Annotated in this window: 23 protein-coding genes and 1 tRNA gene; 13 read left to right on the top strand and 11 right to left on the bottom strand. The window is 63.8% G+C overall.

Annotated elements, in window-relative coordinates; translation table 11 throughout:
- Nucleotides 1–223: 223 nt before the first annotated feature.
- Nucleotides 224–1,666, top strand: a complete 1,443-nt coding sequence (locus tag LB535_RS24660) for a methylmalonyl-CoA mutase subunit beta (protein ID WP_224634055.1) — start codon at nt 224–226, stop codon at nt 1,664–1,666.
- On the top strand, nt 1,663–3,786 hold the full coding sequence (scpA, locus tag LB535_RS24655) for a methylmalonyl-CoA mutase (protein ID WP_224634054.1): 2,124 nt from the start codon (nt 1,663–1,665) through the stop codon (nt 3,784–3,786). Before LB535_RS24660 ends, scpA begins: the two co-directional genes overlap by 4 nt.
- Before the next feature lie 302 nt (nt 3,787–4,088).
- Here the strand turns inward: scpA and greA are convergent, their stop codons facing one another.
- Nucleotides 4,089–4,571, bottom strand: a complete 483-nt coding sequence (gene greA / locus LB535_RS24650) for a transcription elongation factor GreA (protein WP_140845738.1) — start codon at nt 4,569–4,571, stop codon at nt 4,089–4,091.
- A gap of 106 nt (nt 4,572–4,677) precedes the next feature.
- Here greA and LB535_RS24645 point away from each other — a divergent pair, with 106 nt between their 5' ends.
- A complete protein-coding gene (locus LB535_RS24645) occupies nt 4,678–6,054 on the top strand; it encodes a TIGR03808 family TAT-translocated repetitive protein (protein ID WP_224634053.1) in 1,377 nt (458 codons plus the stop codon).
- A 28-nt stretch (nt 6,055–6,082) separates the two neighbouring features.
- Here the strand turns inward: LB535_RS24645 and LB535_RS24640 are convergent, their stop codons facing one another.
- Together LB535_RS24640 and LB535_RS24635 are read right to left on the bottom strand one after the other, a co-directional pair.
- Nucleotides 6,083–6,442, bottom strand: coding sequence for a hypothetical protein (locus LB535_RS24640; protein ID WP_224634052.1), 360 nt, complete (start codon nt 6,440–6,442; stop codon nt 6,083–6,085).
- Nucleotides 6,443–6,568: 126 nt separating this feature from the next.
- Nucleotides 6,569–7,381 (bottom strand): class I SAM-dependent methyltransferase, encoded by an 813-nt coding sequence (locus LB535_RS24635; RefSeq protein ID WP_224634051.1) that lies wholly within the window; start codon nt 7,379–7,381, stop codon nt 6,569–6,571.
- A 180-nt stretch (nt 7,382–7,561) separates the two neighbouring features.
- On the opposite strand from LB535_RS24635, the gene LB535_RS24630 reads away from it, so the two are divergent.
- Both LB535_RS24630 and LB535_RS24625 read left to right on the top strand, forming a co-directional pair.
- Nucleotides 7,562–7,843 carry a DUF1778 domain-containing protein gene (locus LB535_RS24630; protein ID WP_224634050.1) on the top strand — a complete coding sequence of 94 codons (282 nt, stop codon included), beginning with the start codon at nt 7,562–7,564 and terminating at the stop codon, nt 7,841–7,843.
- Nucleotides 7,843–8,322, top strand: coding sequence for a GNAT family N-acetyltransferase (locus LB535_RS24625; RefSeq protein ID WP_224634049.1), 480 nt, complete (start codon nt 7,843–7,845; stop codon nt 8,320–8,322). The genes LB535_RS24630 and LB535_RS24625 overlap by 1 nt, the downstream gene beginning before the upstream one ends.
- On the opposite strand, the gene LB535_RS24620 is transcribed toward LB535_RS24625, so the two are convergent.
- Both LB535_RS24620 and LB535_RS24615 read right to left on the bottom strand, forming a co-directional pair.
- The gene (locus tag LB535_RS24620) at nt 8,315–9,319 is read right to left on the bottom strand and encodes an asparaginase (RefSeq protein WP_224634048.1); all 1,005 of its coding nucleotides are present in this window, start codon (nt 9,317–9,319) and stop codon (nt 8,315–8,317) included. The two genes, LB535_RS24625 and LB535_RS24620, sit on opposite strands and share 8 nt — an antisense overlap.
- Before the next feature lie 53 nt (nt 9,320–9,372).
- Nucleotides 9,373–10,539: an acetyl-CoA acetyltransferase gene (locus LB535_RS24615; RefSeq protein WP_224545696.1), complete on the bottom strand. Its 1,167-nt coding sequence runs from the start codon at nt 10,537–10,539 to the stop codon at nt 9,373–9,375.
- Nucleotides 10,540–10,726: 187 nt separating this feature from the next.
- On the opposite strand from LB535_RS24615, the gene betI reads away from it, so the two are divergent.
- The 5 genes from betI to betB are packed head-to-tail and all read left to right on the top strand — an operon-like array spanning nt 10,727 to nt 17,002.
- Nucleotides 10,727–11,317 carry a choline-responsive transcriptional repressor BetI gene (gene betI, locus LB535_RS24610; protein ID WP_224545697.1) on the top strand — a complete coding sequence of 197 codons (591 nt, stop codon included), beginning with the start codon at nt 10,727–10,729 and terminating at the stop codon, nt 11,315–11,317.
- The gene (gene betC / locus LB535_RS24605; RefSeq protein WP_224634047.1) at nt 11,314–12,843 is read left to right on the top strand and encodes a choline-sulfatase; all 1,530 of its coding nucleotides are present in this window, start codon (nt 11,314–11,316) and stop codon (nt 12,841–12,843) included. Before betI ends, betC begins: the two co-directional genes overlap by 4 nt.
- On the top strand, nt 12,843–13,844 hold the full coding sequence (locus tag LB535_RS24600) for a threonine/serine dehydratase (RefSeq protein WP_224634046.1): 1,002 nt from the start codon (nt 12,843–12,845) through the stop codon (nt 13,842–13,844). The genes betC and LB535_RS24600 overlap by 1 nt, the downstream gene beginning before the upstream one ends.
- On the top strand, nt 13,837–15,489 hold the full coding sequence (betA, locus tag LB535_RS24595; RefSeq protein ID WP_224529982.1) for a choline dehydrogenase: 1,653 nt from the start codon (nt 13,837–13,839) through the stop codon (nt 15,487–15,489). Before LB535_RS24600 ends, betA begins: the two co-directional genes overlap by 8 nt.
- 49 nt (nt 15,490–15,538) lie before the next feature.
- Nucleotides 15,539–17,002, top strand: a complete 1,464-nt coding sequence (betB, locus tag LB535_RS24590; protein ID WP_224634045.1) for a betaine-aldehyde dehydrogenase — start codon at nt 15,539–15,541, stop codon at nt 17,000–17,002.
- A 4-nt stretch (nt 17,003–17,006) separates the two neighbouring features.
- Here betB and LB535_RS24585 read toward each other — a convergent pair whose 3' ends face one another.
- Both LB535_RS24585 and LB535_RS24580 read right to left on the bottom strand, forming a co-directional pair.
- Entirely contained in the window at nt 17,007–17,618 is a 612-nt protein-coding gene (locus LB535_RS24585) for a hypothetical protein (RefSeq protein ID WP_224634044.1), read from the bottom strand.
- A 4-nt stretch (nt 17,619–17,622) separates the two neighbouring features.
- Nucleotides 17,623–19,860: an AGE family epimerase/isomerase gene (locus LB535_RS24580; protein WP_224634043.1), complete on the bottom strand. Its 2,238-nt coding sequence runs from the start codon at nt 19,858–19,860 to the stop codon at nt 17,623–17,625.
- Between the two features lie 191 nt (nt 19,861–20,051).
- On the opposite strand from LB535_RS24580, the gene LB535_RS24575 reads away from it, so the two are divergent.
- Nucleotides 20,052–20,128: transfer RNA gene (locus LB535_RS24575), tRNA-Pro, on the top strand.
- Between the two features lie 14 nt (nt 20,129–20,142).
- A complete protein-coding gene (locus LB535_RS24570) occupies nt 20,143–20,508 on the top strand; it encodes a hypothetical protein (RefSeq protein WP_224545703.1) in 366 nt (121 codons plus the stop codon).
- Nucleotides 20,509–20,556: 48 nt separating this feature from the next.
- Here the strand turns inward: LB535_RS24570 and LB535_RS24565 are convergent, their stop codons facing one another.
- The gene (locus LB535_RS24565; protein WP_224634042.1) at nt 20,557–20,844 is read right to left on the bottom strand and encodes a type II toxin-antitoxin system ParD family antitoxin; all 288 of its coding nucleotides are present in this window, start codon (nt 20,842–20,844) and stop codon (nt 20,557–20,559) included.
- A 243-nt stretch (nt 20,845–21,087) separates the two neighbouring features.
- On the opposite strand from LB535_RS24565, the gene LB535_RS24560 reads away from it, so the two are divergent.
- A complete protein-coding gene (locus LB535_RS24560; protein WP_318012091.1) occupies nt 21,088–21,378 on the top strand; it encodes a hypothetical protein in 291 nt (96 codons plus the stop codon).
- A 28-nt stretch (nt 21,379–21,406) separates the two neighbouring features.
- On the opposite strand, the gene LB535_RS24555 is transcribed toward LB535_RS24560, so the two are convergent.
- Genes LB535_RS24555 through LB535_RS24545 form a run of 3 tightly spaced genes read right to left on the bottom strand, consistent with a single transcriptional unit; the run spans nt 21,407 to nt 25,068 of the window.
- Nucleotides 21,407–23,026 carry an ABC transporter ATP-binding protein gene (locus LB535_RS24555; protein ID WP_224634041.1) on the bottom strand — a complete coding sequence of 540 codons (1,620 nt, stop codon included), beginning with the start codon at nt 23,024–23,026 and terminating at the stop codon, nt 21,407–21,409.
- A 1-nt stretch (nt 23,027) separates the two neighbouring features.
- Nucleotides 23,028–24,152: an ABC transporter permease gene (locus LB535_RS24550; RefSeq protein WP_224634040.1), complete on the bottom strand. Its 1,125-nt coding sequence runs from the start codon at nt 24,150–24,152 to the stop codon at nt 23,028–23,030.
- The gene (locus LB535_RS24545) at nt 24,145–25,068 is read right to left on the bottom strand and encodes an ABC transporter permease subunit (protein ID WP_095766839.1); all 924 of its coding nucleotides are present in this window, start codon (nt 25,066–25,068) and stop codon (nt 24,145–24,147) included. Before LB535_RS24545 ends, LB535_RS24550 begins: the two co-directional genes overlap by 8 nt.
- Nucleotides 25,069–25,132 lie beyond the last annotated feature (64 nt).

Below are 25,132 nucleotides of genomic sequence, written 5' to 3'. Positions count from 1 at the left end.
TCAAAGGCCTCTCCCGAGGTATAGTAACGCCGGTCGCATGCGGCAATGCCCAGTCTCGATTTTGGGGAGCAGCGAATTTGGCCTTTGGCGCTTGCGGATTCGGTGCATGTTTGGCAATCGATTGGCTGGCCGAGAGAACCCGGCCGGATGATGCATTGTGATATCCGGTTCCTGACCTTAGATTGGCTTGACCGGCTGATGCGACCGAGAAGCGAGGAGAGCGATGGGCGCCGGCGCCTTGACCAGGGATGTCGACCTTCCGAACCCGGACGCCAAGCGTTGGCAGGCGCTGGCGGAAAAGGCGCTTGCCGGCGGTTCCTTCGAGGAAAAGCTCGTCTCCCACACCGATGACGGCATCCGCATCGAGCCGCTCAGCCAACGCTCGACGACCGCCGAGCCGTTGCCGCGTACAAATCCGACCGCGCCCTGGATCGTCAGTCAGCGCGTCGACGACCCGGATGTCGCCCGGGCCAGCGCGCAAGCCCTGGAAGACATCGCCCAAGGTGCCACTGGCCTGTCGCTTGTCTTCGAAGGTGCGCCGAATGCCTTCGGCTACGGCTTGCCGCGCACCGCGGAGGCGCTGGAAAGGGTGCTCGACGGCGTGCCGCTCAACCGCGTTCAGGTGCGCATCGACGCGCACCCCTGGAGTCGCGCCGTGGCCGACTGGCTGCTGGCTTTCCTGAGCCGCCGCCGCTCCGATCCGGCCAAGCTCAACCTTTCCTTCGGCATCGACCCGGCAGCGATCTTCGCCGGAACCGGGCGGCTGCGCACCTCGATCGAGGCGCTGCAGGAATCGATGCCGCAGTCGCTGGCGCATTTCTTCTCGATGGGCGTGCCGGGCGTGCTGCTCGAGGCCGACGGCCGCGTCTTCCACAATGCCGGCGCCACCGAGGCGCAGGAGCTTGGCACGATGATGGCATCGGTCGTGTCCTATCTCAGAATGTTCGAGAAGGCGCGCCAGCCGCTGGTCTATGCGGCGCCCTATATCGGCTTCGCGCTCAGCGTGGACCAGGACCAGTTCCTGTCGATGGCCAAGGTGCGGGCGTTGCGCAAGCTCTGGGCGCGCGTCCAGGAAGCCTGCTCGATCCCGGCCTCGACCGCCAGCATCCATGCCGAGACCTCCTATCGCATGATGACGATGGCCGACCCGGAGACCAACATCTTGCGTACGGCGATCGCGGCCTTCGCGGCGGCAACCGGCGGCGCAGATTCGATCTCGATCCTGCCGCATACCATCACGCATGGGCTGCCGGCCGGCTTTGCCCGCCGCGTCGCCCGCAACGCGCAGCTGATCATGGCCGAGGAAAGCCACATCGGCCGTGTCGCCGATCCGGCCTGCGGCTCCGGTTCGGTCGAGGCGCTGACCAACGATCTCTGCGCCGCGGCCTGGGAAGAATTCCAGCGCATCGAGGCCGAGGGCGGCGTGCTCGCCAGCCTGCAGCAGGGCTATATCCAGAACCGAGTGCAGACGGCCGCCGCCAAGCGCAACGGCGCCTACCGATCGGGCGAGCGCGGCATTGTCGGCACGACGCTTTACCGCGCGCCGGTGGAGCGTCCGGTCGAGACGCTGCCGCGGGAACGGCGTCCAGCGCTGACCGAAGGCGTGGCGACCTGCGAGCCGCTGTTTCCGGTGCGCATCGATCAGTCGATCGGAGCCGGATCATGATCCCGGATTTCAGCCAGATCGGCTGGTCGGAGCCGCGTCGCGCGCCGGTCGAGATCAAGGGCCAGCGGATGACGCCGGAAGGCATCGCCGTAAAACATCTCTACACGGAAGGCGACCTCAAGGGGCTTGCCAATCTCGACACCTATCCAGGCCTGCCGCCCTTCGTGCGCGGCCCCTACCCCACCATGTATGTCCAGCAGCCCTGGACGATCCGTCAATATGCCGGCTTCTCGACGGCCGAGGAATCCAACGCCTTCTACCGGCGCAACCTCGCGGCCGGCCAGAAAGGCCTGTCGGTCGCCTTCGATCTCGCCACGCATCGCGGCTATGACAGCGACCATCCGCGCGTCGCCGGCGATGTCGGCATGGCGGGCGTGGCGATCGATTCCATCCTCGACATGCGGCAGCTGTTCGACGGCATTCCGCTCAACGAGATGACGGTGTCGATGACGATGAATGGCGCGGTGCTGCCGATCATGGCGCTGTACATCGTGGCGGCGGAGGAACAGGGCGTCGCCCAGAACGATCTCGCCGGGACCATTCAGAACGACATTCTGAAGGAGTTCATGGTCCGCAACACCTACATCTATCCGCCGAAACCTTCGATGCGGATCGTGTCGGACATCTTCGCCTACACCTCCAGGCATATGCCGAAGTTCAACTCGATCTCGATTTCCGGCTACCACATGCAGGAAGCCGGCGCGACGGCCGATCTGGAGCTTGCCTACACCATCGCCGACGGCATCGAATATGCCCGCGCCGGCGTCGCCGCCGGCCTCGACATCGACCGTTTCGCGCCGCGCCTGTCCTTCTTCTGGGCGATCGGCATGAACTTCTTCATGGAGGTCGCCAAGCTCAGGGCCGCAAGGCTGCTGTGGTCGAACCTGATGAAGAAGAATTTTGCGCCAAAGGACGAGCGCTCGCTGTCGCTGCGCACCCATTGCCAGACCTCGGGCTGGTCGCTGACGGCGCAGGATCCCTACAACAACATCACCCGCACGATGATCGAGGCGATGGCGGCGACGCAGGGGCACACCCAGTCGCTGCACACCAATTCCTTCGACGAAGCAATGGCGCTGCCGACCGACCATTCGGCGCGGATCGCGCGCAACACGCAGCTCATCCTGCAAAAGGAATCCGGCACCACGCGCATGATCGATCCATGGGGCGGCTCGGCCTATGTCGAGCGGCTGACGCATGATCTGGCGGCGCGCGCGCTTGCCCATATCGAGGAGGTCGAAAACCTCGGCGGCATGGCGGCGGCGATCGAAAAGGGCATTCCGAAGCTGCGCATCGAGGAAGCCGCGGCGCGTACCCAGGCGCGCATCGATTCCGGCGAGCAAATTCTGGTCGGCGTCAACGCGCACCGGCCTGAAGCGGATATCGACGTCGATGTGCTGAAGATCGACAATGCCGAGGTGAAGGCCAGGCAATTGGCGAAGCTGCAGCGGCTGAAAGGCACACGCGACGTCGCGGCGCTGGAGGATGCGCTGGCGGCGCTGACCCGTGCCGCCGAGGGCGACGAGAACCTGCTCGAATTCGCGATCCGCGCGGCGCGCGCCAACGCTACCGTCGGCGAGATTTCGCTGGCGCTGGAAAAGGTATTCGGCCGCCACACGGCGGCGGTGCAGACGATCTTCGGCGTCTATCGCGAGGCGCTCGGCGACAACCCGGGGCTTGAGCGGCTGCAGGAGAAGATCGAAGCGTTCGAAAAGAAATCCGGCGGCAAACCGCGCATCCTGGTCGCCAAGATGGGCCAGGACGGCCATGACCGCGGCCAGAAGGTGATCGCCAGCGCGTTCGCCGATCTGGGATTCGATGTCACCGTCGGACCGATGTTTCAGACGCCGGACGAGATCGCGAAGCTCGCGGTGCAGCACGATGTCGACATCATCGGCGCCTCCTCCTTAGCCGCCGGGCACCTGACGCTGATCCCAGAGCTCAAGGACGCGCTGAAGAAACTCGGCCATGGCGACATGCTGATCGTCGCCGGCGGCGTCATTCCGCCACAAGACTACGACGCGGTGCTGGCCGCAGGCGCGGCGGAGATCTTCCCGCCGGGAACCGTCATCCCGGAGGCGGCCAACCGGCTGATGGATCGGTTGCTGGCCGATCAGTGAGGGCTTGCTGATTTGGCCAAAAGGTTGTTCTATGGAAATAGATGCAACCATGGCGCGATGATGTTCAGACAGTCGTCCAGAGGCTTGAGGACGGATCGGGGGCCTTGCTACTGCCACGCGAAATGCTTGACAGCTTGAGCCTCCAAGGTCGGCGATGAGCTCCAGATCGCCGAAACCGACGACGGCGTCATTCTAAGGCCAATCCGCCACGACAACTACAAACGGGAAATGAACGCTGCTCGCGATGTCGTGGACAAATACGAAGCTGGGTTGTTACAGCAGCTGGCAATTAGGCTTGGCTGCTAGTTCTCGACCTTGTCCGAGAGCTTGACGATTTCCCATTCCTTGCCGTTGACGGTCACGACCTCGCCGATCTTCTTGCCGAATAGAGCCACGGCCATCGGCGAGACATGGGAAATGCTGCCCTTCGACGGATTGGCCTCGTCCTCGCCGACGATGCGCCAATGCACCTTCCTGCCGTCATCGCCTTCCAGGGTGACGCCCATGCCGAAGCGCACCACATCGCTGCCCGGCTCCGGCACCGAAAGCTCCGCGCTTTCGCGTCGCGCGGTCCAGTAGCGCAGGTCGCGCGATACGACAGCGAGGCGCTCGCGGTCGCCACGCCTTTCAGCCTTGGCCATCAGGTCGCGCAGCTCGGCGAGATTGTCCTCGATCATCGCCAGGCCGCGCTCCGTCACCAGGTTGCGGTGCGTGCTGACCGGCCGTTCGCCGACGCCGGCAATGGCGTTCTCGCTGTCTTCTTCGCGCGTGAAAGCTCTGCTCATGCGGTGAACTTAGGCTTGGCGAGGCGACTGCACAAGCGGTTTGCCGATGAGCCCGCCTTGGCACGATTCCTGCGACAGACAGGGCGAAACGCCAGGACCTGTGCCGATGTTGAACAGACGAACGCTGCTTGCCCGGACCGCCGGCTTCGCCGTTGCCGGCGTCTTTGCCGGCAAGGCATCGGCCAAGTCGCTGCCGGGCATCGAGATGGCCGCGATGCGCGGCTCGATCAACGCCACGGAGATCGGCGTGCAGCCGGGCGCGGTCGACGACCAGAGCAAGGTTTTTGCCAGGATGCTGGCCGAGGCCAGCGACCGCGACCAGCCGGTATTCCTGCCGCCGGGCAGCTATCTCGTCTCAAACCTGAAGCTGCCCGCGCGCGTGCGCCTGTCGGGTGTGCCAGGCGCGACTCGCATCGTCTATGGCGGCAACGGCCATCTGATGATGGCCGAACAAGCCGAGCATATCGAGCTCAGCGGGCTGGTGCTCGACGGCGCCAACCGCTGGCTAGCCGACTACACGCAGGGGCTGCTCGACCTGCGCCGTGTCGCCCATCTCGTCATCGACAATTGCCAGGTGACCGGCAGCGGCAAGAACGGGCTGGCGCTCGAGCATGCCGTCGGTCGCGTCGGTCGCTCGGATATTTCGGGTGCTGCAGATGCCGGCATCTATTCAGTCGAGGCCGGCGGGCTGGAGATTTCGGGCAATAACATTTCGGACTGCGCTAATGGCGGCATACTGGTGCATCGCTGGCAGGCTGCGGAAGACGGCACCATCGTCAGCTGCAACCGCGTGCAGAGGATCGGCGCGCGCAGCGGCGGCACCGGGCAGAACGGCAACGGCATCAATGCCTTCCGCGCCGACAACGTCATCATCTCCGGCAACGTCGTCTCCGACTGTGCTTTCACCGCGGTCCGCGCCAACAGCTCAAGCAATTTGCAGATCACCGGCAACACCTGCTCGCGCTCGGGCGAAACCGGGATCTATTCGGAATTCTCCTTCGAAGGCGCAATCATCAGCAACAATCTGGTCGACGGCGCCGCCAACGGCATCTCGATCGTCAATTTCAACGAAGGCGGGCGGATGGCTGTCTGCTCGAACAATATCGTGCGCAACCTCTCGACCATCGGCCCCTACACCGCTGACCCGCCCGGCTTCGGCGTCGGCATCAGCGCCGAGGCCGACACAACGGTGTCCGGCAACGTCGTCGAGAACGCGCCGCTCTATGGCATGCAGCTCGGCTGGGGTCCTTATCTGCGCAATGTCGTGGCGACAGGCAATATCATCCGCAAGGCGGGCACCGGCATCGTCGCTTCGGTCGTCGAAGGTTCAGGCAGCGCCGTGATCTCGGACAATGTCATCGACGGCGCGAAAAACGGCGCCATTGTCGGCCAGCGCTGGGCCGATCCGGTGACCGGCGACCTCACGAAGGCAAGCGACAGCGGCTATGCGCATCTGACCGTCGAGCACAACAAGGTGAGCTAGGACAGTCAGGTGATGCCGGGGATCGGCTTCAACGATCGGTCGGCTTCTCGCGTTTTATTGGCGGCGACTTATCGTGAGCGACATCCGGTACGACATCGACCGTCACTTGGTCCACGAACCAGGCATGGTCGGAGTGAGTACTCGAAGGCGGAAAATCCAGCGTCGGAAAAGCCTTGTTGATCTTGTTAATAGCCCAGACTAAGCCGAACATAACACCGATATAGGCCAACACACACGCAAGCATGGCTTTCAGACCCGCATTATCGGCAACCCAATGCGCTGTCCTCACAGCATAGGCTAAAAGCGCCAGGCCCGTAAAAAGAAGTCCGTATAGAAGACCAAGTGCAACTCGGTGATGCGCCATGCCGTTCCCAGTCTTGATATGCATTCGACTTTGCTCGCAAAGCTCTGAAACCCATTAAAAGCAGAGCATTAAATTTGAACGACCACAATCGCATCGCCAAGGCATTTCGGTCGACTATGGACGGATGCCAACCAAACGCAGCGAAACGGGCTAGGCCACAGCCACGATAAAATGCGCCTGGATCTTGGCCGCCACCTCGCCATGGCCATGCCTATCGGCAAGCGCGGCCGCGGCGTAGTCGGTCGCGGCTTCAAGCTTTGCCGGATCCCTGGCCTCGATCTCGTTGCGAAGCAGGGTGCCCTGGCAATAGGCGACGGCGGGAACGCGTGGCGAGGATGCGCGGCTCTGCTCGGCTCTGGTGTCGATCGTCACATCGGAAAATCCTGCGGCTTCGAGGTCGCGGCGGATCAAGTCCTTGTCGTGATAGCCGTGCGGCGTGCGCGCCAGGAAACGCGGCGGATCGTGCGGAAAGATCGTTGCCAGAGCATTCGTCACGTCGTCGGCGAATATGTTCTCCTCGATGCGATCCCAAACGCTGAAGAGGAAATGTCCGCCGGGCTTCAGCACACGCTTTGCCTCGCGATAGGCAGCGGAACGGTCGGGAAAGAACATGGCGCCGAACTGACAACAGACGAGGTCGAAGGCCGCATCCTCGAAAGGCAGCTTCAGGGCATCTGCCTGGCGCCAGGTAATGCGGCTGTCAGGCCCCTGGCGCGAAGCCGCATAATCGAGCATCGGCTGATTGAGGTCGGTTACGATGTAGCTGGCACCAGGAGAGAGTTTCGGCGCCAAGGCACGGGTGACGGCTCCGGTGCCCGCGGCGGTCTCCAAAACGGCCAAGGGTGAGAAGGACGCCGCTCGCCGTGCGGTCTCCGCGGCATAGGCCTCGAATATCAGCGGCACCATATGGCGATCGTAATTTTCCGGGATGGACCCGGCAAACACCTTGTCCGCTTCCAGCATGGCCAGCGCCCAGCATCCGATTGGTGGTGAGGGAGACTAGCAGAAACATGAACTCGCTGCTGTTCGGTTTTGCGTAGAACCGACGCCGTCCAGGTCGCCAGCGACGAAATTGGCAATCTCAGATTTAGATACACGTTGTGTATGCAAAATGCTATATCGGCGATGGAAGGATACATCGCCATGGCCACCAAAAACCAGGACACCCATGCTAGGCCCGTCAATCTGCGCATCCGCGAGGATATCCGCATCCTGATCGACCGCGCCGCGAAGATACGGGGAAAAACCCGCTCCGACTTCATGATCGACGCCGCCTACCGTGCAGCCGAAGACACGCTGCTCGACCAGACGCTCGTCAAGGTCGATGCCGAAAGCTATCGGCACTATCTCGATATCCTCGACCAGCCGCCGAGCGGCGAGGGATTCGCCCGCCTGGTGAATGCGCCCAAGCCTTGGCGGGACTGATGCTTTCGGCGCCAGCCCTTTTAGCCGATGCGCACGAGCTCGACTTTTTTCAAAGCGGGACCGACAGCCTGGATCAGTGGCTTCGGCGGCGGGCGCGCGCCAATCAAGTCAGCGGGGCGTCCAGAACCTATGTGGTTGCGGAAGGTACGCGCGTCGTCGGTTACTACTGCCTTTCATCGGGCGGACTTGACCTGGCGGATGCGCCCGGTTCGATCCGGCGCAATATGCCCGATCCCGTGCCCATGGCTGTGCTTGGCCGTTTGGCCGTCGATGCGAACTGGCAAGGCAAGGGTCTGGGCGTTGCTCTGCTGCAGGACGCGGTGCTGCGGACGGGCCAAGCGGCAGCCATTCTCGGCATTCGCGGTCTGCTGGTTCATGCCATATCGGATGAAGCCAGGACGTTTTATGAGCGCTATGGCTTTCAGGCTTCGCCAAAGAATCGGATGACTTTGGTGCTGTCGCTGAAGACAGCTAGTTGAGCGCCGCCGTCGGCCGCAGCAAGCCGACCTTGGCGCCTATACGGCTTTCGATCGCGGGATGGGCAAGTTCGGTGAGCCTTGCCGCAACCGCTTCATCGCCGCACAGCAGCTTTGCCAACACGGCGGCGATCATCACTTCGGCTCCCCTGCCTGCGCCATCATCGCATTTCAAGGCGATGCCGAGGCCAAGTCCGGGCAATGCCGCGCAATAGACGCCTTCGGCGCCGGTCTTGACGAAGATGCGACCGGGTGCTGCCTGCATCAGCGCGACGTCGGCCCTGCCGGTGCCCGCGACCAGGAACGGCTCGGCCATGCAGGCCGAAAGCAGCCGCTTCGCCGCCTTGGCGCGCGCGGGCGCAAGGCCCCTGCCCGTCGCCATGCGGGCAAAGCCCTGAGCAAAACTCTTCAACGGCACGGCGTAGGTCGGGATCGAGCAGCCGTCGATACCGCAATGGTCGACGTCATGCGCCGCGCCGGTCACGGACTGCATGGCGTCGCGCACCATCTCCTGCAGCGCATGGCCGGCTTTGACATAGCCGGCGTGGGAAATGCCGGCATGCACGCAGGTGCAGAGGAAACCGGAATGCTTGCCGGAGCAGTTGTTGTGCAAAGCGTTGGGCACGTTGCCGGCGCGGGCGAGCGCGATGGTGGCGTCGTGGCTCGAGGGCCAGTGCGTACCGCATTCCAGCGCCGTCCTGTCGAGGCCCGCCCTGGCGAGCATCGCGGTGGCCAATTCGACATGGGCCGGCTCGCCCGAATGCGAGGCGCAGGCCAGCGCCAACTCGCGGTTGCCGAAGCCGTAGGCATCGGCGGCACCCGATTCCACCAGCAGCAATGCTTGGATTGCTTTCACCGCCGAGCGCGGGAACACGGGGCGGTCCGTGTCGCCGATTTCCCAGACGGGCTTGCCGTCGGCGTCGAAGACGGAGACCGCGCCGCGGTGGGCGCTTTCGACCACCTCGCCGCGCGTGACTTCGACCAGAACCGGATTTGTCATGTTGCCTCCCGCACGCGCCGCCCAAGGAGGGCGCGCTTTGATGCGGGCCGCTTCTACCTGATCCGGTCGAGGATGGAAACGTAGTTGGCGACCGCCGCGCCACCCATGTTGAAGATGCCGCCGAGTTTTGCGCCCGGCACCTGGATGCCGCCGGCTTCGCCGGTGAGCTGCATGGCTGTCAGCACATGCATCGAGACACCGGTAGCGCCGATCGGGTGACCCTTGGCCTTGAGGCCGCCGGACGGGTTGACCGGCAGCCGACCGTCCTTTGCCGTCGTGCCATCCAGCGCCAGCCTGGCGCCCTCGCCTGGCTTGGCGAGCCCCATCGCTTCGTATTCGATCAGCTCGGCGATGGTGAAGCAGTCATGCGTCTCGACGAAGGAGAGGTCGTCGAGCGTGACGCCAGCCTTCTTCAGCGCCTGCTCCCAGGCGCGCTCGCAACCCTCGAAGGAGAGGATGTCGCGCTTCGACATCGGCAGGAAGTCCTGCACATGTTCGTTGGCGCGGAAAGTTACGGCGCGGCGCATCTTCAGCGCCGTCGCCGTGTCGGTGAGAACGAGCGCCGCGGCGCCGTCGGAGACCAGCGAGCAATCGGTGCGCTTCAGCGGACCGGCGACGAACGGGTTCTTCTCGCTTTCCTGGCGGCAGAACTCGTAGCCGAAATCCTTGCGCATCTGGGCGTAGGGATTGTCGACGCCATTCTTGTGGTTCTTGGCGGCGATCATGGCAAGCGCGTCCGATTGGTCGCCATAGCGCTGGAAATAGGCCTGCGCGATCTTGCCGAAGACGCCGGCGAAGCCAGCCGGCGTGTCGCCATCTTCCGGCAGGTAGGAGGCCTTGAGCAGGTTCTTGCCGATCTCGGGTCCGGGCGTGGTCGTCATCTGCTCGGCGCCGACCACCAGCACGATGCGAGCGGCGTTGGCGTCGATGGCGCGGATGCCTTGACGGACAGCGGCCGAGCCGGTAGCGCAGGCGTTCTCGACGCGCGTCGCCGGCTTGAAGCGCAGCCGGTCATCGGCCTGGAGCACGAGGCTCGCGGTGAAATCCTGCGGCGAGAAGCCGGCGTTGAAATGGCCAAGCACGATCTCGTCGACATCGTCCGGACCGATGCCGGCGTGGTCGAGCGCTTCGACGGCGACCTTGGTGATCAGGCCCTCCAGCGTCTCGCCTTCGAGCTTGCCGAAGCGCGAATGCGCCCAGCCGACGATGCATGCGGTCATGGCAGCCTCCATTTGCGCCGCAGCCTAGCACGATCGCGCGCGGCACGTGATTCAATATTGTTCAATAGTGAACCGTTTTCCAGCCCCAGGCATGGGCCAGATCGAGATGAAAGGTTGATCCCACGTCGATTTTTTATTGATTGATCCGTCAATAAAAAATAATCTAACTGCAGAATCGGATTCCAAAATGCCGAAAATCGGAATGGAGCCAGTGCGCCGCAAGGCGCTGATCGACGCGACGATCTCGGCGATCGGCGAGCGCGGATCGCTGGACGTGACAATGTCGGAGATCGCCGGCCGCGCCGGGGTATCGTCGGCGCTGGCGCATCACTATTTCGGCGCCAAGGACGAACTGCTCTTCGCCACAATGCGGCACATCCTCGCCGAGCTCAACACCGACACAAGGCGCGCGTTCGGCATTGCCGCCACGCCGCGCCAGCGCGTCTCGGCCGTCGTCGCCGTCAGCTTTTCCGACGATCAGTTCCAGCCTCAGATCATCGCCGCCTGGCTCGCCTTCTATGTCGAGGCGCAGAAATCGACGGAGCTGCGGCGGCTGCTGCGCATCTATGCGCGGCGGCTCCATTCGAACCTAATGAGCGGGCTGACCGGCATCCTGCCTCGGACCGAGGCCGACCGCGTGGCGGAAGCGACCGCGGCCCTGATAGACGGGCTCTACATCCGCCGCGCGCTGAAGGACGGCGTGCCCGACGCGCAGACCGCGATTGCGCTCGTGGAAGACTATCTCGAAACCAAGCTCAACGGACGGAGCCTGCCTTGACCACCCGGCGACCCAATTTCCTGATCGTCATGGTCGATCAGCTCAACGGCACGTTCTTTCCGGACGGCCCGGCGGACTTCCTGCACGCGCCGCACCTGAAGGCGCTTGCCGCGCGCTCGGCGCGTTTCGCCAACAATTACACCGCCTCGCCGCTCTGCGCGCCTGGCCGCGCGTCATTCATGAGCGGGCAATTGCCGTCGCGCACCGGGGTCTATGACAACGCCGCCGAGTTCACGTCTTCCATTCCGACCTTCGCCCACCATCTGCGCGCCGCCGGCTATTATACCTGCCTGTCCGGCAAGATGCACTTCGTCGGGCCCGACCAGTTGCACGGTTTCGAGGAGCGGCTGACCACCGACATCTATCCCGCCGATTTCGGTTGGACGCCGGATTACCGCAAGCCCGGCGAGCGCATCGACTGGTGGTATCACAATCTGGGTTCGGTCACCGGTGCCGGCGTCGCCGAGATCACCAACCAAATGGAGTATGACGACGAGGTCGTGTTCCTGGCCACGCAAAAACTCTACCAGCTGTCGCGCGAGCAGGACGACGCGGGTCACCGTCCCTGGTGCCTTACCGTTTCGCTGTCGCATCCGCACGACCCCTATGTGGCGCGCAAGCAATATTGGGATCTCTACGAGAACTGCCAGGCGCTCGATCCTGAAACCCCGTTCATCCCGCATGGCGAGCAGGACACGCATTCGCAACGGCTCTATCGCGCCAGCGACTACCAAGCCTTCGAGATCACGCCAGAACAGGTGCGCCGTTCGCGGCGCGGCTATTTCGCCAACATCTCCTATGTCGACGACAAGCTCGGCGAGATTCTGGACGTCCTCAAGCGTACCCGCATGCTCGACGACACCACTGTCCTGTTCTGTTCGGACCACGGCGACATGCTGGGCGAACGCGGCCTGTGGTTCAAGATGAGCTTCTTCGAGGGATCCGCCCGCGTGCCGCTGATGATTGCCGGCAAGGGCGTTCCGGCCGGGCCGATCAAGACACCGGTTTCCAATCTCGACGTGACGCCGACGCTCTGCGACCTCGCCGGCATAGACATCGCCGCAATCGCGCCGTGGACCGACGGCCAGTCGCTGCTGCCGCTGCTCGACGGCAAAGCGCGAAGCGGGCCGGTGCTGATGGAGTATGCGGCCGAAGGCTCCTACGCGCCGCTGGTCGCGATGCGCGACGGCAAATACAAATTCGTCCATTGCGAGCTCGACGCGCCGCAACTGTTCGATCTCGATACCGATCCGCTCGAGCGTGACAACCTCGCCGAGGATCCGGCGAACGCAGCCCTGGTGGCGATGTTCATGGACAATGTCAGGGCCCGCTGGGACATGGCTGCCTTCGACGCCGCCGTGCGCGAAAGCCAGGCGCGCCGCTGGGTTGTCTATCCGGCGTTGCGCAACGGCGCCTACTACCCGTGGGATTTCCAGCCGCTGCAGAAGGCGTCGGAACGCTACATGCGCAATCACATGAACCTCGACAATCTCGAAGAGAGCAAACGCTATCCGAGAGGCGAATAATGGCTGACGTTCTCGTTCCCACACTCGACCATCTGAAACAGGCCTATGCCGTCACCTCGACGGCCACGCAGGTGACGCCGCTGCTGGAGTCGGTTGCGCTCGCAAAAGAGACAGGTGCAGCGCGGATCTTCGTCAAGCCGGAGTCGCTGCAATGGGCCGGCTCCTTCAAGGTGCGCGGCGCCTATTGGCGGTTGAACCGGCTTTCGCCGGATGAAGCGAAAAAGGGGGTCGTCGCCTATTCCTCTGGCAATTTCGCGCAAGGGCTGGCGGCGGCCGGCCAGGCGCTGGGCATTCCCGTCACCATCGTCATGCCGATCGACGCGCCCGCCGCCAAGCGCGACGCGACCGCCGGTTATGGCGCGCGCGTGGTGCTGACCGACCATGGCGAGCGCGCCCGCGAGGAAGTTGCGGCTGCAAAGGCGCGCGAGATCGCCGAGAGCGAGCACCTCACCTTGCTGCATCCCTTCGACGATCCTGAGATCGTGGCCGGCCAGGCCGGCGCGGGGCTTGAAGCGCTCGACCAGCTGGCAATGAAGAAGGCGCAGGCCGACCTGGTGTTCTGCTCGGTCGGCGGCGGCGGACTGATCGGCGGTGTTTCGCTGGCCTTCCACTATCTGTCGCCCAAGACCGAGATCATCGCCGTCGAGCCGGAAGGTTTCAACGGCATGGGCTCGTCGCTGGCGCATGGCGCGATCGAGACCATGCCGATCGGGCCGAAATCGATCTGCGACGGGCTGATGGCGCGCAAGCCCGGCGACGCGCCCTTCGCGGCGGTGAGCGCTGCCGGGGTGCGCGGTGTCACCGTCGACGACGCCTCGGTGCGGCGGGCGATGAAGATCGCGTTCGAGCGGATGAAGCTGGTGCTCGAACCTTCGGGCGCGGCATCGCTCGCAGCGCTGCTCGGCGGCAAGGTGGATGTGAAGGACAAGACCGTCCTTGTGGTTGCAACCGGCGGCAATGTCTCGCTCGCCGACTTTATGGCGCACATGAACAATGCTTGAAGCGGATTTCGTCATCATCGGCTCCGGCTCCGCCGGCTCGGCCATGGCCTACCGGCTGTCGGAAGACGGCAAGCACTCGGTGATCGTCATCGAGTTCGGCGGCACCGATATGGGGCCGCTGATCCAGATGCCGTCGGCGCTGTCGATCCCGCTCAATATGAGTCTTTACGACTGGGGTTTCGCCAGCGAGCCGGAGCCGCATCTCGGCGGGCGCGTGCTTGCCACCCCACGCGGCAAGGTGCTCGGCGGCTCGTCCTCGATCAACGGCATGGTCTATGTGCGCGGACATGCGCATGACTTCGACCACTGGGCCGAACAGGGCGCCGCAGGCTGGGCGTTCGCCGACGTGCTCCCCTATTTCAAGCGCATGGAGGATTGCGACGGCGGCGAGGACGGCTGGCGAGGCAAAGGCGGACCATTGCATGTGCAGCGCGGCACTCGGAAAAATCCGCTCTACGGCGCCTTCGTTGAGGCGGGCCGCCAGGCCGGGTTCGAGCTGACCGACGACTATAACGGCTCCAAGCAGGAAGGTTTCGGGCCGATGGAACAGACCATTCTGGGCGGCCGCCGCTGGTCGGCGGCGAACGCCTATCTCAAGCCGGCTCTCAGACGCGGAAATGTCAGGCTGCTCAAGGGTTTCGCCCGGCGCGTGGTAATCGAGAATCAACGCGCGATCGGCGTCGAGATCGAAGCTGACAAAAAGATTCAGGTCGTTAAGGCGCGCCGTGAGGTGATCGTCGCGGCGTCGTCGATCAATTCGCCGAAGATCCTGATGCTGTCAGGCATCGGCCCGGGTGCGCATCTCCAGGAAAACGGCATCCAGGTGGTTGCCGACCGGCCGGGCGTCGGCGCCAATCTGCAGGACCACCTGGAGCTTTATATCCAGCAGGAATCGACCAAGCCGATCACGCTGAACTCGGTGCTCAATCCCTTCTCCAAGGCGCTGATCGGCGCGCAATGGCTGTTCTTCAAGACCGGCCTTGGCGCCACCAATCATTTCGAGGCGGCAGCCTTCGTGCGTTCGCAGGCCGGCATCGACTATCCCGATATCCAGTACCACTTCATCCCGGCGGCCGTGCGCTATGACGGCAAGTCGGCGGCGAAGTCGCACGGCTTCCAGGCGCATGTCGGCCCGATGCGCTCGAAGTCCCGCGGCTCGGTGAGCTTGCGCTCGCCCGATCCGAAGGCCAAGCCGGTGATCCGCTTCAACTATATGTCGCATCCGGACGACTGGAGCGAGTTCCGCCACTGCATCCGGCTTACGCGCGAGATTTTCGGCCAGAAAGCCTTCGACGGCTTTCGCGGCAAAGAGATTTCACCGGGCAGCCATGTGCAGTCGGACGACGAGCTCGACGCCTTCATCCGCGACCATGCCGAGAGCGCCTACCATCCTTGCGGCACCTGCAGGATGGGCCGCGCCGACGACCTGACCAGTGTCGTCGATCCGGAATGCCGGGTGATCGGCGTCGAGGGGCTGCGCGTCGCCGACTCCTCGATCTTCCCGCGGGTGACCAACGGCAACCTCAACGCGCCCTCGATCATGACCGGCGAGAAGGCGTCCGACCACATCCTTGGCCGAACGCCGCTGGCGCCATCCAACCAGGAACCGTGGATCAATCCGCGCTGGCAGGTGGCGGACCGATAGGGCATTGTCGGGCAGACCGCCCGATCGGCCAACAGTTCTGGAGAAAGCCATGCGCGCCCAACCGACGGCCTCGCACTACGTCAACGGCCGCTACATCGAGGACGAAGGCGGTGCGCCGCTGCCGGTGATCTATCCGGCGACGGGCGAGACCATCGCAACGCTGCATTCAGCGACGCCGAACGTTCTGGAGCTCGCCATCGAAGCCGCCCGGGCCGCGCAGCCGGCCTGGGCACGGTTGAAGCCTGTCGAACGCGGCCGCATCCTGCGCCGCGCAGCTGACATCCTGCGCGCACGCAATGCCGATCTGGCCCGCATCGAGACGCTGGACACCGGCAAGGCTATCCAAGAGACGCTGGTGGCCGACGCCCCTTCGGCAGCCGACTGCCTGGAATATTTCGCCGGAGCGGTCGCCGCCTTCAATGGCGAGATGATCGATCTCGGCGGACCCTTCGCCTACACGCGACGCGAGCCGCTCGGCGTTTGCGTCGGCATCGGCGCCTGGAACTATCCCATCCAGATTGCCGGCTGGAAGTCGGCGCCGGCTTTGGCCATGGGCAATGCCATGGTGTTCAAGCCGTCGGAGAACACGCCGCTTTCGGCTCTGGCGCTGGCCGAAATATACAGCGAAGCGGGGCTGCCCGACGGATTGTTCAACGTCGTGCAGGGTTACGGCGATGTCGGCGCAGGTCTCGTCGGCCATGATGTCGTGGCAAAAGTTTCGGTGACCGGCTCGGTGCCGACCGGTCGCAAGGTGCTGTCGCTTGCCGGCTCGAAAATGAAGCACGCGACGATGGAGCTCGGCGGCAAGTCGCCGCTGATCGTCTTCGACGACGCCGATCTCGAGAACGCCATCGGCGGCGCCATGCTCGGCAACTTTTATTCCACCGGCCAGATCTGCTCGAACGGCACGCGCGTCTTCGTGCAGAAGGGCCTGCACGACCGCTTCGTCGAGCGGCTTGTCGAGCGCACCAAGAAAATCCGCATCGGCGACCCGCTCGATCCGGAAACGCAGATGGGTCCGCTGGTTAGCAAGGCGCAGCAGGACAAGGTCGTGTCCTATATCGAAGCCGGCAAGCAGGATGGCGCCAGCCTAGCCTGTGGCGGCAATTTGCCGTCACTGCAGGGTTTCGAAGGCGGTTTTTTCGTCGAACCTACGGTGTTCACCAATGTCGCCGACACCATGCGGATCGCGCGCGAGGAGATTTTCGGACCGGTGATGAGCGTGCTCAAATTCGGCAGCGAGGACGAGGTGATCGAGCGCGCCAACGATACCGAATTCGGGCTGGCGGCGGGCGTGTTCACGCGCGACCTGCCGCGCGCGCATCGCGTCATCGCCGAGCTGCAGGCCGGCACCTGCTGGATCAACGCCTACAATCTCACGCCGGTGGAAATGCCTTTCGGCGGAGTCAAGCAGTCCGGGATCGGCCGCGAGAATTCGCTGGCCGCGCTGGCGCATTATTCGCAGCTGAAGGCGGTTTATGTCGAGACGGGGGACGTGGCAGCGCCCTACTGAATAGTTACGGGCGCACATTCTTAGGAAGGGCCATGATGATCTTCTTGATCACTCGCTCGTCCACGTCAAGGTCCGAAATCAAGACGACCACATTTGATCTGAGCCTGCTCGTGACTGCCCCACCGAACCGGAACAGCCCGCTCCTGACATACACTGGTCGGGTAAGTTTCAGATGAGCGGCCAACGAAGCCCTACTGGATATAAAGCTTACGCGCTGGACGTTGCTCCAAGGCATCGGGCCATCCAGCTGCCGCCTATCCCATAGGGTTTCTCTCGTGAGAATGAGCGATGGGCGTGAACTCGCCGCGTCCATTGCCGCCCTTGCTAGCGTTCCCGCGAACAGTGCGCCGACAAGAAGACAGCCGAGGATCCCAGCAAGCCACCCTAGCCGGTCGAGTGAATTTCCTGCTTCCCAGTTTTGGACCGCAGTGGAGTAGAAGCCCACTGAAGAAGATAGTGCCCACACCGAGGCTATGCCGAAGATGGGCAAGTACCAAGGAAAGCGGCTGCGGGCTTCTATTGGGAGTTTAATCCTTGTCGGCGGAATGCCCTGGGTCTTCCAAAGGGTTGTATCGCCCGGAAGGTCTACAAAGTCGCCGGCGTCCGCCTCTTCCAACCTTTCACCCCTTCTCCGTCGTTCCGTCCAGATACTGCGTCAGCGCACAGACTAGGTGGTAGAAGATGCTGGCCGGCACGTCGGTCGCCAGCGAACGGCCGCGTTCGTCGATGCGGTCGATCCACAGGCCGAGCGGCGCCGGATCTATATGCCAGCGGAACAGGCGGCCGACGCGCGCCTCGATCTCGGGCTTGAGGTCCGGCCCGCCCGAGCCGTCGAGCGCGATTGCTGCTTTGATCGCCTCGGCCTGCGGCCAGCTTCGCGAGACCGTGTCGAGCGGCAGTCCCTGGCGCGAGACGGCGCCATAGGCGAGGCCGGTGGCGCGGTTGAGGCCGTTGGCAACGGCCGAGGCATAGAGCTTGCGCGCGAAAGCGGTGAGTTCGCCCTGGCCGCTGCGAGCGGCGAAATCGACCAGCAGCGAGGCCCATTCGAAGTGATGGCCAGGCTCGGTCCAGCTCCGCTTCTCGCCCGCCGCCGGCTTCCAGCCGTCGTCGAAATATTCACCCAGTGTCCAGCTTTCGGCATCGAAGAAATGGCTGCGGAAAAGATCGATGATGCGTGCCGCGCGGCGCAGATAGGCGCGCTCGCCCGTCGCCTTGTGCCAGGCGAGGAAGGCCTCGAGCAGATGCATGTGCGGATTGGAGCGCCGTTCCTCCGCGCCGTCGGAGGTTTCCAGAAAGCCGGTCAGGCGGGCATCCTCCAGATGCGCGTCGAGGAAGGCGAATGTCTCCTCTGCGAGCCGCAACGCGTTGGGATGGCCCGACATATGGGCATGCGCCAGCGCCAGAAGCACGCAGGAATGGTCGTAGGCATCCTCGACCGGATCGGCGACCGAGCCGTCGATGTTGAGGGTGCGCACCCAGCCGCCGCGATCGGTGCGGCCCTGCCCCGCCATGAAGTCGATGCCGTGCGCGATCAGCCGGTCGGCCGGGCCGTCCCAGCCGCGCTCCTTGGCGACCGCGAAAGCATAGACCTGACGCGCCTGGGTGCGCATGCGCTTGGGTTTCATCAGCGGCGCGGCGTCGAAGCCGAGCGCCTCGTGGAAGCCGCCATGGCGTTCGTCGACGCCGAGCGTCGACCATAGCGGCAGCGTCTCCTCGAACAGCCAATGGCGCACGCGGCGCCGCCAGGCGCCGCTCTCGATGACGCGGTCATGCGCCGGCGTGAACCTTGTTTCGAGCCGGCCGGATTTCTCCAGTTGCTCGACGATCTTCTTGACGTGCTGGCTGTGGCTGACCGGCGCGACGAACGTCGCATCGGCCGTGGAGACGATCGCCACGTCCTTCATGCCGATGGCCGACAGCAGCCGACCCTCGCTGCGGATATAGGAATTCTCGCAATCGATGGCGACGACGTCTCCAACGATGACGTTGCCGCCCTTGTCGGACGGGCCGACATCGAGCAGCGACTGCCAGGAGCCGAGATCGTTCCAGCGGAAGCCGGCGGGCACCATGGCGATATCTTTCGCCTGCTCCATGATGGCGTAGTCGATCGAGGTCGACGGGATCGCGGAATAAAGGTCCAGCGGCATATAGAGGCCGGACAGATCGCTGGTCGCAGCCTCGTAGGCGGCCTCCGTCGCCTGCCATATTTTCGGCTCATAGGCCGCGAAGGCGTCGCGCATGGCGCCGGCCCGAAACAGGAAGATGCCGGTGTTCCAGTAGAAGCTGCCGGCGTCGACATAGGCCTGCGCGGTGGCGAGATCCGGCTTCTCGACGAAGCGCGAGACGTCGAAGACGCCGTCCCTGCCGGTCCCGACCTCGATATAGCCGTAGCCGGTCTCGGGCTGGGTCGGCTTGAGGCCGAACACCACGAGCCGCCCGGCATTTGCCGCGGCCGCGCCCGCCTCGATGCTCTGCCAGAACTGGCCAGGCGTCGAGATCTCATGATCGGACGGCACTACCAGAACCAATTCGTCGCCATAGTCGGAGAGCGTGCGCAGGCTGGCCAGCGCCACGGCGGCGGCCGTGTTGCGGCCCGTCGGCTCGAACAGCGGTCCGCCGCCGGCCAGATCGATGCCGGCAAGGTCGGCATGGACGCGGTCGGCGTGACGCTCCGAGGCGATCAGGAAAATCGGCGTCTCGCCTTGCGTGCGCGCCGCCAGCCGGCGCACGGTCTTGGCCAGCATCGAGCCATCGCCGGAGAAGTCGTGGAACTGCTTGGGGTTGTCCTCGCGCGATAGCGGCCACAGCCGCGACCCGACGCCGCCGCTCATGACGAAACTGACGATGCGCTGGCTCATGAACGACCCTGTCAAAAGTCCGGCTCCCATGGGTCGGACTTACGACAAAAGCCTTTAAGCCCACCTTTACCCGACAGCCAAATCCTATGCCACTCGGGCAAGCTCCGCGAAAGAAAGGAAATGCGACAGAAGGACTGCCATTGCCGCTTGCAGGATCGGAAAGCGGCAGCTATAAGCCCGCGGTCTGGTCACGGAGTGTAGCGCAGTCTGGTAGCGCACCTCGTTCGGGACGAGGGGGTCGCAGGTTCAAATCCTGCCACTCCGACCAGAAAAAACAAGCACTTGGCCTTTCCCGAAATCGCCATCCGTCTGAAATCCGGACTGCCGTCAATCGTCGCCGTAGCTCTCCGGCAGATGGCGCCGGAGTTCCATCGCGTCGTGGAGAACGCGGCCAATTCCGATGACCTCAAGCGTCATCCGGTAGAGCAGGAAATGGCGTGGTCGCAGAACAATGCCGTGTTCGGTCCATGCTCGATCCCGACTATAGCGCAAGTGATAGCTGCGGATATTGCTTCCCAGGTCCGCGCGGGCGATGCTGCCCACCCGTTCGGGATCGGCAGCAATGTCGCGCAACGCCGCAATCAGCAACCCTTCGTAACGGACACGCGCGATCTCGCCGAAATTGACTTCCGTGTAGGCGAGTTTTGAACGATGTCTTCCTTCGCGGCTGCTGAAAGCCGGTACAGGACCATGGCGTTACAAGCCTGGTTTTTTCGCGCGTAAGCTTGCCTGCCGCCCCAGGCCATTCATAAATTTTTCGAGACTGTCTCCAGCAATATCCTCGAAACGGCCTTGCTCGATGTCGTGGAAACCGATGCTGGCTGCCTCCCTGAGCGCGGCCAGCTTTGCCGACTCCCTCGCCTCGCGCTGCTCGATCAGCCGCAAGCCATCACGCAATACCTCGCTGGCGTTCTGATAACGCCCGGTTTTCACCAGCCGATCCTCTTCGAGGTGTTCCGTCAGGACAACATTGCGGGTCGGCATCGCGGTATCAGCTCCAATTCAACAGGCATGATCTAGGGGGACGCATATTATGCCAATACCGTCGCTCGAACGATGTGTGATCTTCGAAAACAGAATCGTGCGACAACGCTCGACAACGGTTTCTCACTTTGGCCTAATGGCAACCCGCCATGCTCCTGGATGCGCGGGACCGCAGGACGGCGAACCAGGGTTGAGAGTATGAAGTTCACGCCGACGGCCATTCTACCGACAATTGCGGTCCTCTTGTTCGCGGCGGGCTGCTCATCGACCACCGCGTCGATCAGCCCGGCGAACTACGACAAAATGAACTGCCCCGAGCTCAACAATGCGGTCGGCGACACCGCGACCGATATTTCACGCACCGCAATCGCTCGCGGCAAGGTCGCCAACACCAGCGTGCCGACATGGCTGCTCGGCGGCGAGCGCGTGAAGACGGCGATCGCCAATCGCGAAACCGCGCGGATCGAACGGCTGCAGCAACAGCAGCAGGTGATCGTCGCGACGCGGAACCGGAGGTGCCCGTCCTCGCCGTGAGGCGAGCGAGGTCAAGCTTGCCCCGGCTTCAAGCGCTCATGCGGAACCGTGCCGTATCGATCGCGGCGTTCATCAGCGTCTGGGTGTAGGCTTCGCGCGGATTGTCGAAGATTTCTTGCGTCGCACCTTCCTCGACAATCTTTCCCTGCTTCATGACGATGATGTAGTCGGCCATGGCGCGGACCACCGCGAGGTCGTGGCTGATGAAGAGGTAGGACAGCTCGTGGTCGGCCTGAAGCTTGCGCAACAACTCGACGATCTGCTTCTGCACGGAACGGTCGAGCGCCGAGGTCGGCTCGTCGAGCACCACCACTTTCGGCTTCAGGATCATGGCGCGGGCAATGGCGATGCGCTGGCGCTGACCGCCGGAGAATTCATGCGGGTAGCGGTTGCGCGCATTGGGGTCGAGGCCGACCTCGCGCAGCGCCTCGACGGCGCGCTGGTCGCGCTGCTTGCCGGTCAGCGAGGGCTCATGCACCAAAAGGCCCTCGGTGATCACCTGGCCGACGGTCATGCGCGGCGACAACGAGCCGAACGGATCCTGGAACACGAGCTGCAATTCGCGCCTGAGCGGCCGCATCGCCTGGCGGTCCGCGTCCGAAATGTCGCGGTCGCCAAAGCGGATCACGCCGTCGCTGGGCAAGAGCCTGAGCAGCGCGCGGCCCAGCGTCGACTTGCCTGAACCGGACTCGCCGACGATGCCGATCGTCTGGTTGCGCTTCAGCCGGATCGAGATCCTGTCCACCGCGCGCAGCATCAGCGGCTCGCCGCCAAGAAAGCCGCCGCCGATCTTGAAGACGACTTCGACATTGCGGCCTTCGAGCAGTACCGGCGCACTGGCGGGCGGCGCCACCTTGGTGCCCGTCGGCTCGGCCGCGAGCAGCATCTTGGTGTAAGCATGCTGCGGATTGGCGAAGAGCGCTTCCGCATCGCCCTCCTCCACCACCTCGCCCAGGCGCATGACATAGACGCGGTCGGCGAAACGGCGCACGATGCCGAGGTCGTGGGTGATGAAGACGATGGCCATGCCGAGCTTGCGCTGCAGTTCGGCAAGCAGCATCAGAATCTGCGCCTGGATGGTGACGTCGAGAGCCGTCGTCGGTTCGTCGGCGATGAGGATGTCCGGATCGTTGGCCAAGGCCATGGCGATCATGACGCGCTGGCGCTGGCCGCCCGACATCTCGTGCGGATAGGATTTCATCCGCCGTTCGGGATCGGGAATATGCACCAGCCTGAGCAACTTCAGCGCCTCTTCCCGCGCGGCCGCCGCGGAAAGCCCGCGATGCCGGCGGATCGGCTCGATCAGCTGGTTGCCGATTGTGTAGAGCGGGTCGAGCGAGGTCATCGGCTCCTGGAAGATCATGCTGATCTTGCGGCCGCGCACCTGGTTCAGCTCGCTCTTTGACATCGTCAGGAGATTGCGACCGCGGTAGTCGACCTGACCGGTCGCCTCGCCATTGGAGGAAAGCAGGCTCATCGCCGCCATCATCGTCTGGCTTTTGCCGGATCCGGATTCGCCGACGACGGCGACCGTCTCGCCGGCGTTGACCTTGATGTTGATGCCCTTGACGGCCTCGACCGTGCCGTCGAGGGTCTGGAAGCGGACGCGCAGGTCCTTGACGCTGAGGATCGTTTCAGAACCAGTCATCTCAGCGGTCCTTGGGATCGAGCGCGTCGCGCAGGCCGTCGCCGACGAAATTCAGGGCGAACAGCGTCGAGACGAGGAAGAAGGCCGGGAACAAAAGCAGCCAGTTGGCGTAGCCGATGTTCTTGGCGCCGACCGAGATCAGCACGCCCCAGCTGGTCATCGGCTCCTGCACGCCTAGACCGAGGAAGGACAGGAAACTCTCCAGGATGATGACCTGCGGCACCAAGAGCGTCATGTAGATGACCACCGGGCCAAGCAGGTTGGGGATGACATGGCGCAACAGGATGCCGCGCTGGCCGACGCCCATGGCCTCCGCCGCCTGGACATATTCCTGCCTGCGGATCGACAGCGCCTGGCCGCGCACGATGCGCGCCATGTCGAGCCACAACACAGCGCCGACGGCCAGGAACATCAGCACGAAGTTGCGGCCGAAAAACACCACCAGCATGATGACGAAGAAGATGAACGGCAGCGAATAGAGCACGTCGACAATGCGCATCATCACCTCGTCGACCTTGCCGCCGGAGAAGCCCGCGGTCGCGCCGTAGATGACTCCGATTACGCCGGCGACGACGCCGGCGAGCAGGCCGATGGCCAAAGAGATGCGTCCGGCCATCAGCGTGCGCGAAAGCAGGTCGCGGCCGGTGTTGTCGGTGCCGAAGAAGAAATATTGCTGCTTCACGGCCGAGCTCATCGTCACTTCGAGGCCGTCGGGCGACTTGTTCTCGATCCTGGTGTCGTCGAAGGCGTCGGAGCGGTCGAGATAGCGGATGTTGCGGTCGTCGATCGGCTTGGTCGAGGTGACGGTGACGATGACGCGATTGCCGTCCTGGTGCCATTCCTTAATGTCGGCGCGCATGCGCTTGATGGCGTCGCCCAGCGCACCCTGGATCATGTCGGGTTTCGGATAGGCCGAAAAGCTCGGCGGCATGCGCACATAGTCGCCATAGATGGTGGTGTATGCATGCGGCACGACCCACGGACCGCAAATGCTGATGAAGGCGATGAAGGCCAGGTAATAGAGGCTGAGCATCGCGGCGCGGTTGCGTTTGAGCCGCGCCCAGGCATTGCCCCAGAGCGAGCGGCCGACGATCGGCTCGGGCACGGCGACGGCGAGGTCAGTCATAGCGCACCCTCGGATCGACGACCGCATAGAGCAGGTCGACGATCAGGTTGAAGACGATGGTGAAGAGCGCGATCACCACCACGGTTCCCATGACAAGCGTGTAGTCCCGGTTGAGGGCGGCATCGACGAAGTAGCGGCCGACCCCGGGGATGGAGAAGATGGTTTCGACGATGATCGAGCCGGTCAACAGCGCGGCCGCCGCCGGACCGGTGAAGGAGACGATCGGCAGCACGGCGCCGCGCAGCGCATGCTTGACCACCACTGACCAGTCCGATAGGCCGAGCGCGCGGGCGGTGCGGATATGGTGCGAACGCAGGCTCTCGATCATGGAGCCGCGCATCAGTCGGGCGACGATTGCGATCTGCGGCAAGGCCAGCGTCAGCACCGGACCGACCTTATTGATCAAGGCGCCGTCGCCCCAGCCGCCGATCGGCAACAGCTTCCAGGACAACCCGAAGACGAGCTGGATCACCGGCGCAGTGACGAAGGTGGGGATGGTGCTGCCGGCGGTGGCCAAGGCGATCACCGAATAGTCGCCTATTTTGTTCTGGTTGAGCGCGGCGATGGTGCCGAGGATCGAGCCCAACAGCAGCGCCAGCACCAGTGCCGAGCTACCGATCTGTACCGAGATCGGCAGGCCCTTGGCGAAGAGTTCGGTGACGGTGAAATCGGGCAAATTGTAGCTCGGGCCGAAACTGCCGCGCAAAAGATTGCCGAGATAGTGGACATATTGCAGCCAGAGCGGATCGTTGAGGCCGAACTGGGCTTCGAGATTGGCCCTGATCTCCGGGCTCAGGCCCCGCTCCTGGTTGAACGGGCCGCCTGGCGCGACGCGGATCAGGAAAAACGCCACCGTCACGATGACGAACAGCGTCGGGATGGCGGTCAACAGCCGCCGGAAGACATAACGCAGCATCGGCGCCCCGCTTCAGCCAGGGCGACAGGCTCTCCAGTCGAAGATCCGTGGCGCGCCGGCATCT

The sequence above is a fragment of the Mesorhizobium sp. CA10 genome, from assembly GCF_020165285.1.
GTDB lineage: Bacteria > Pseudomonadota > Alphaproteobacteria > Rhizobiales > Rhizobiaceae > Mesorhizobium.
Note: the sequence above shows the minus strand (reverse complement) of the source record. Positions and strands in the feature narration are given on the sequence as shown.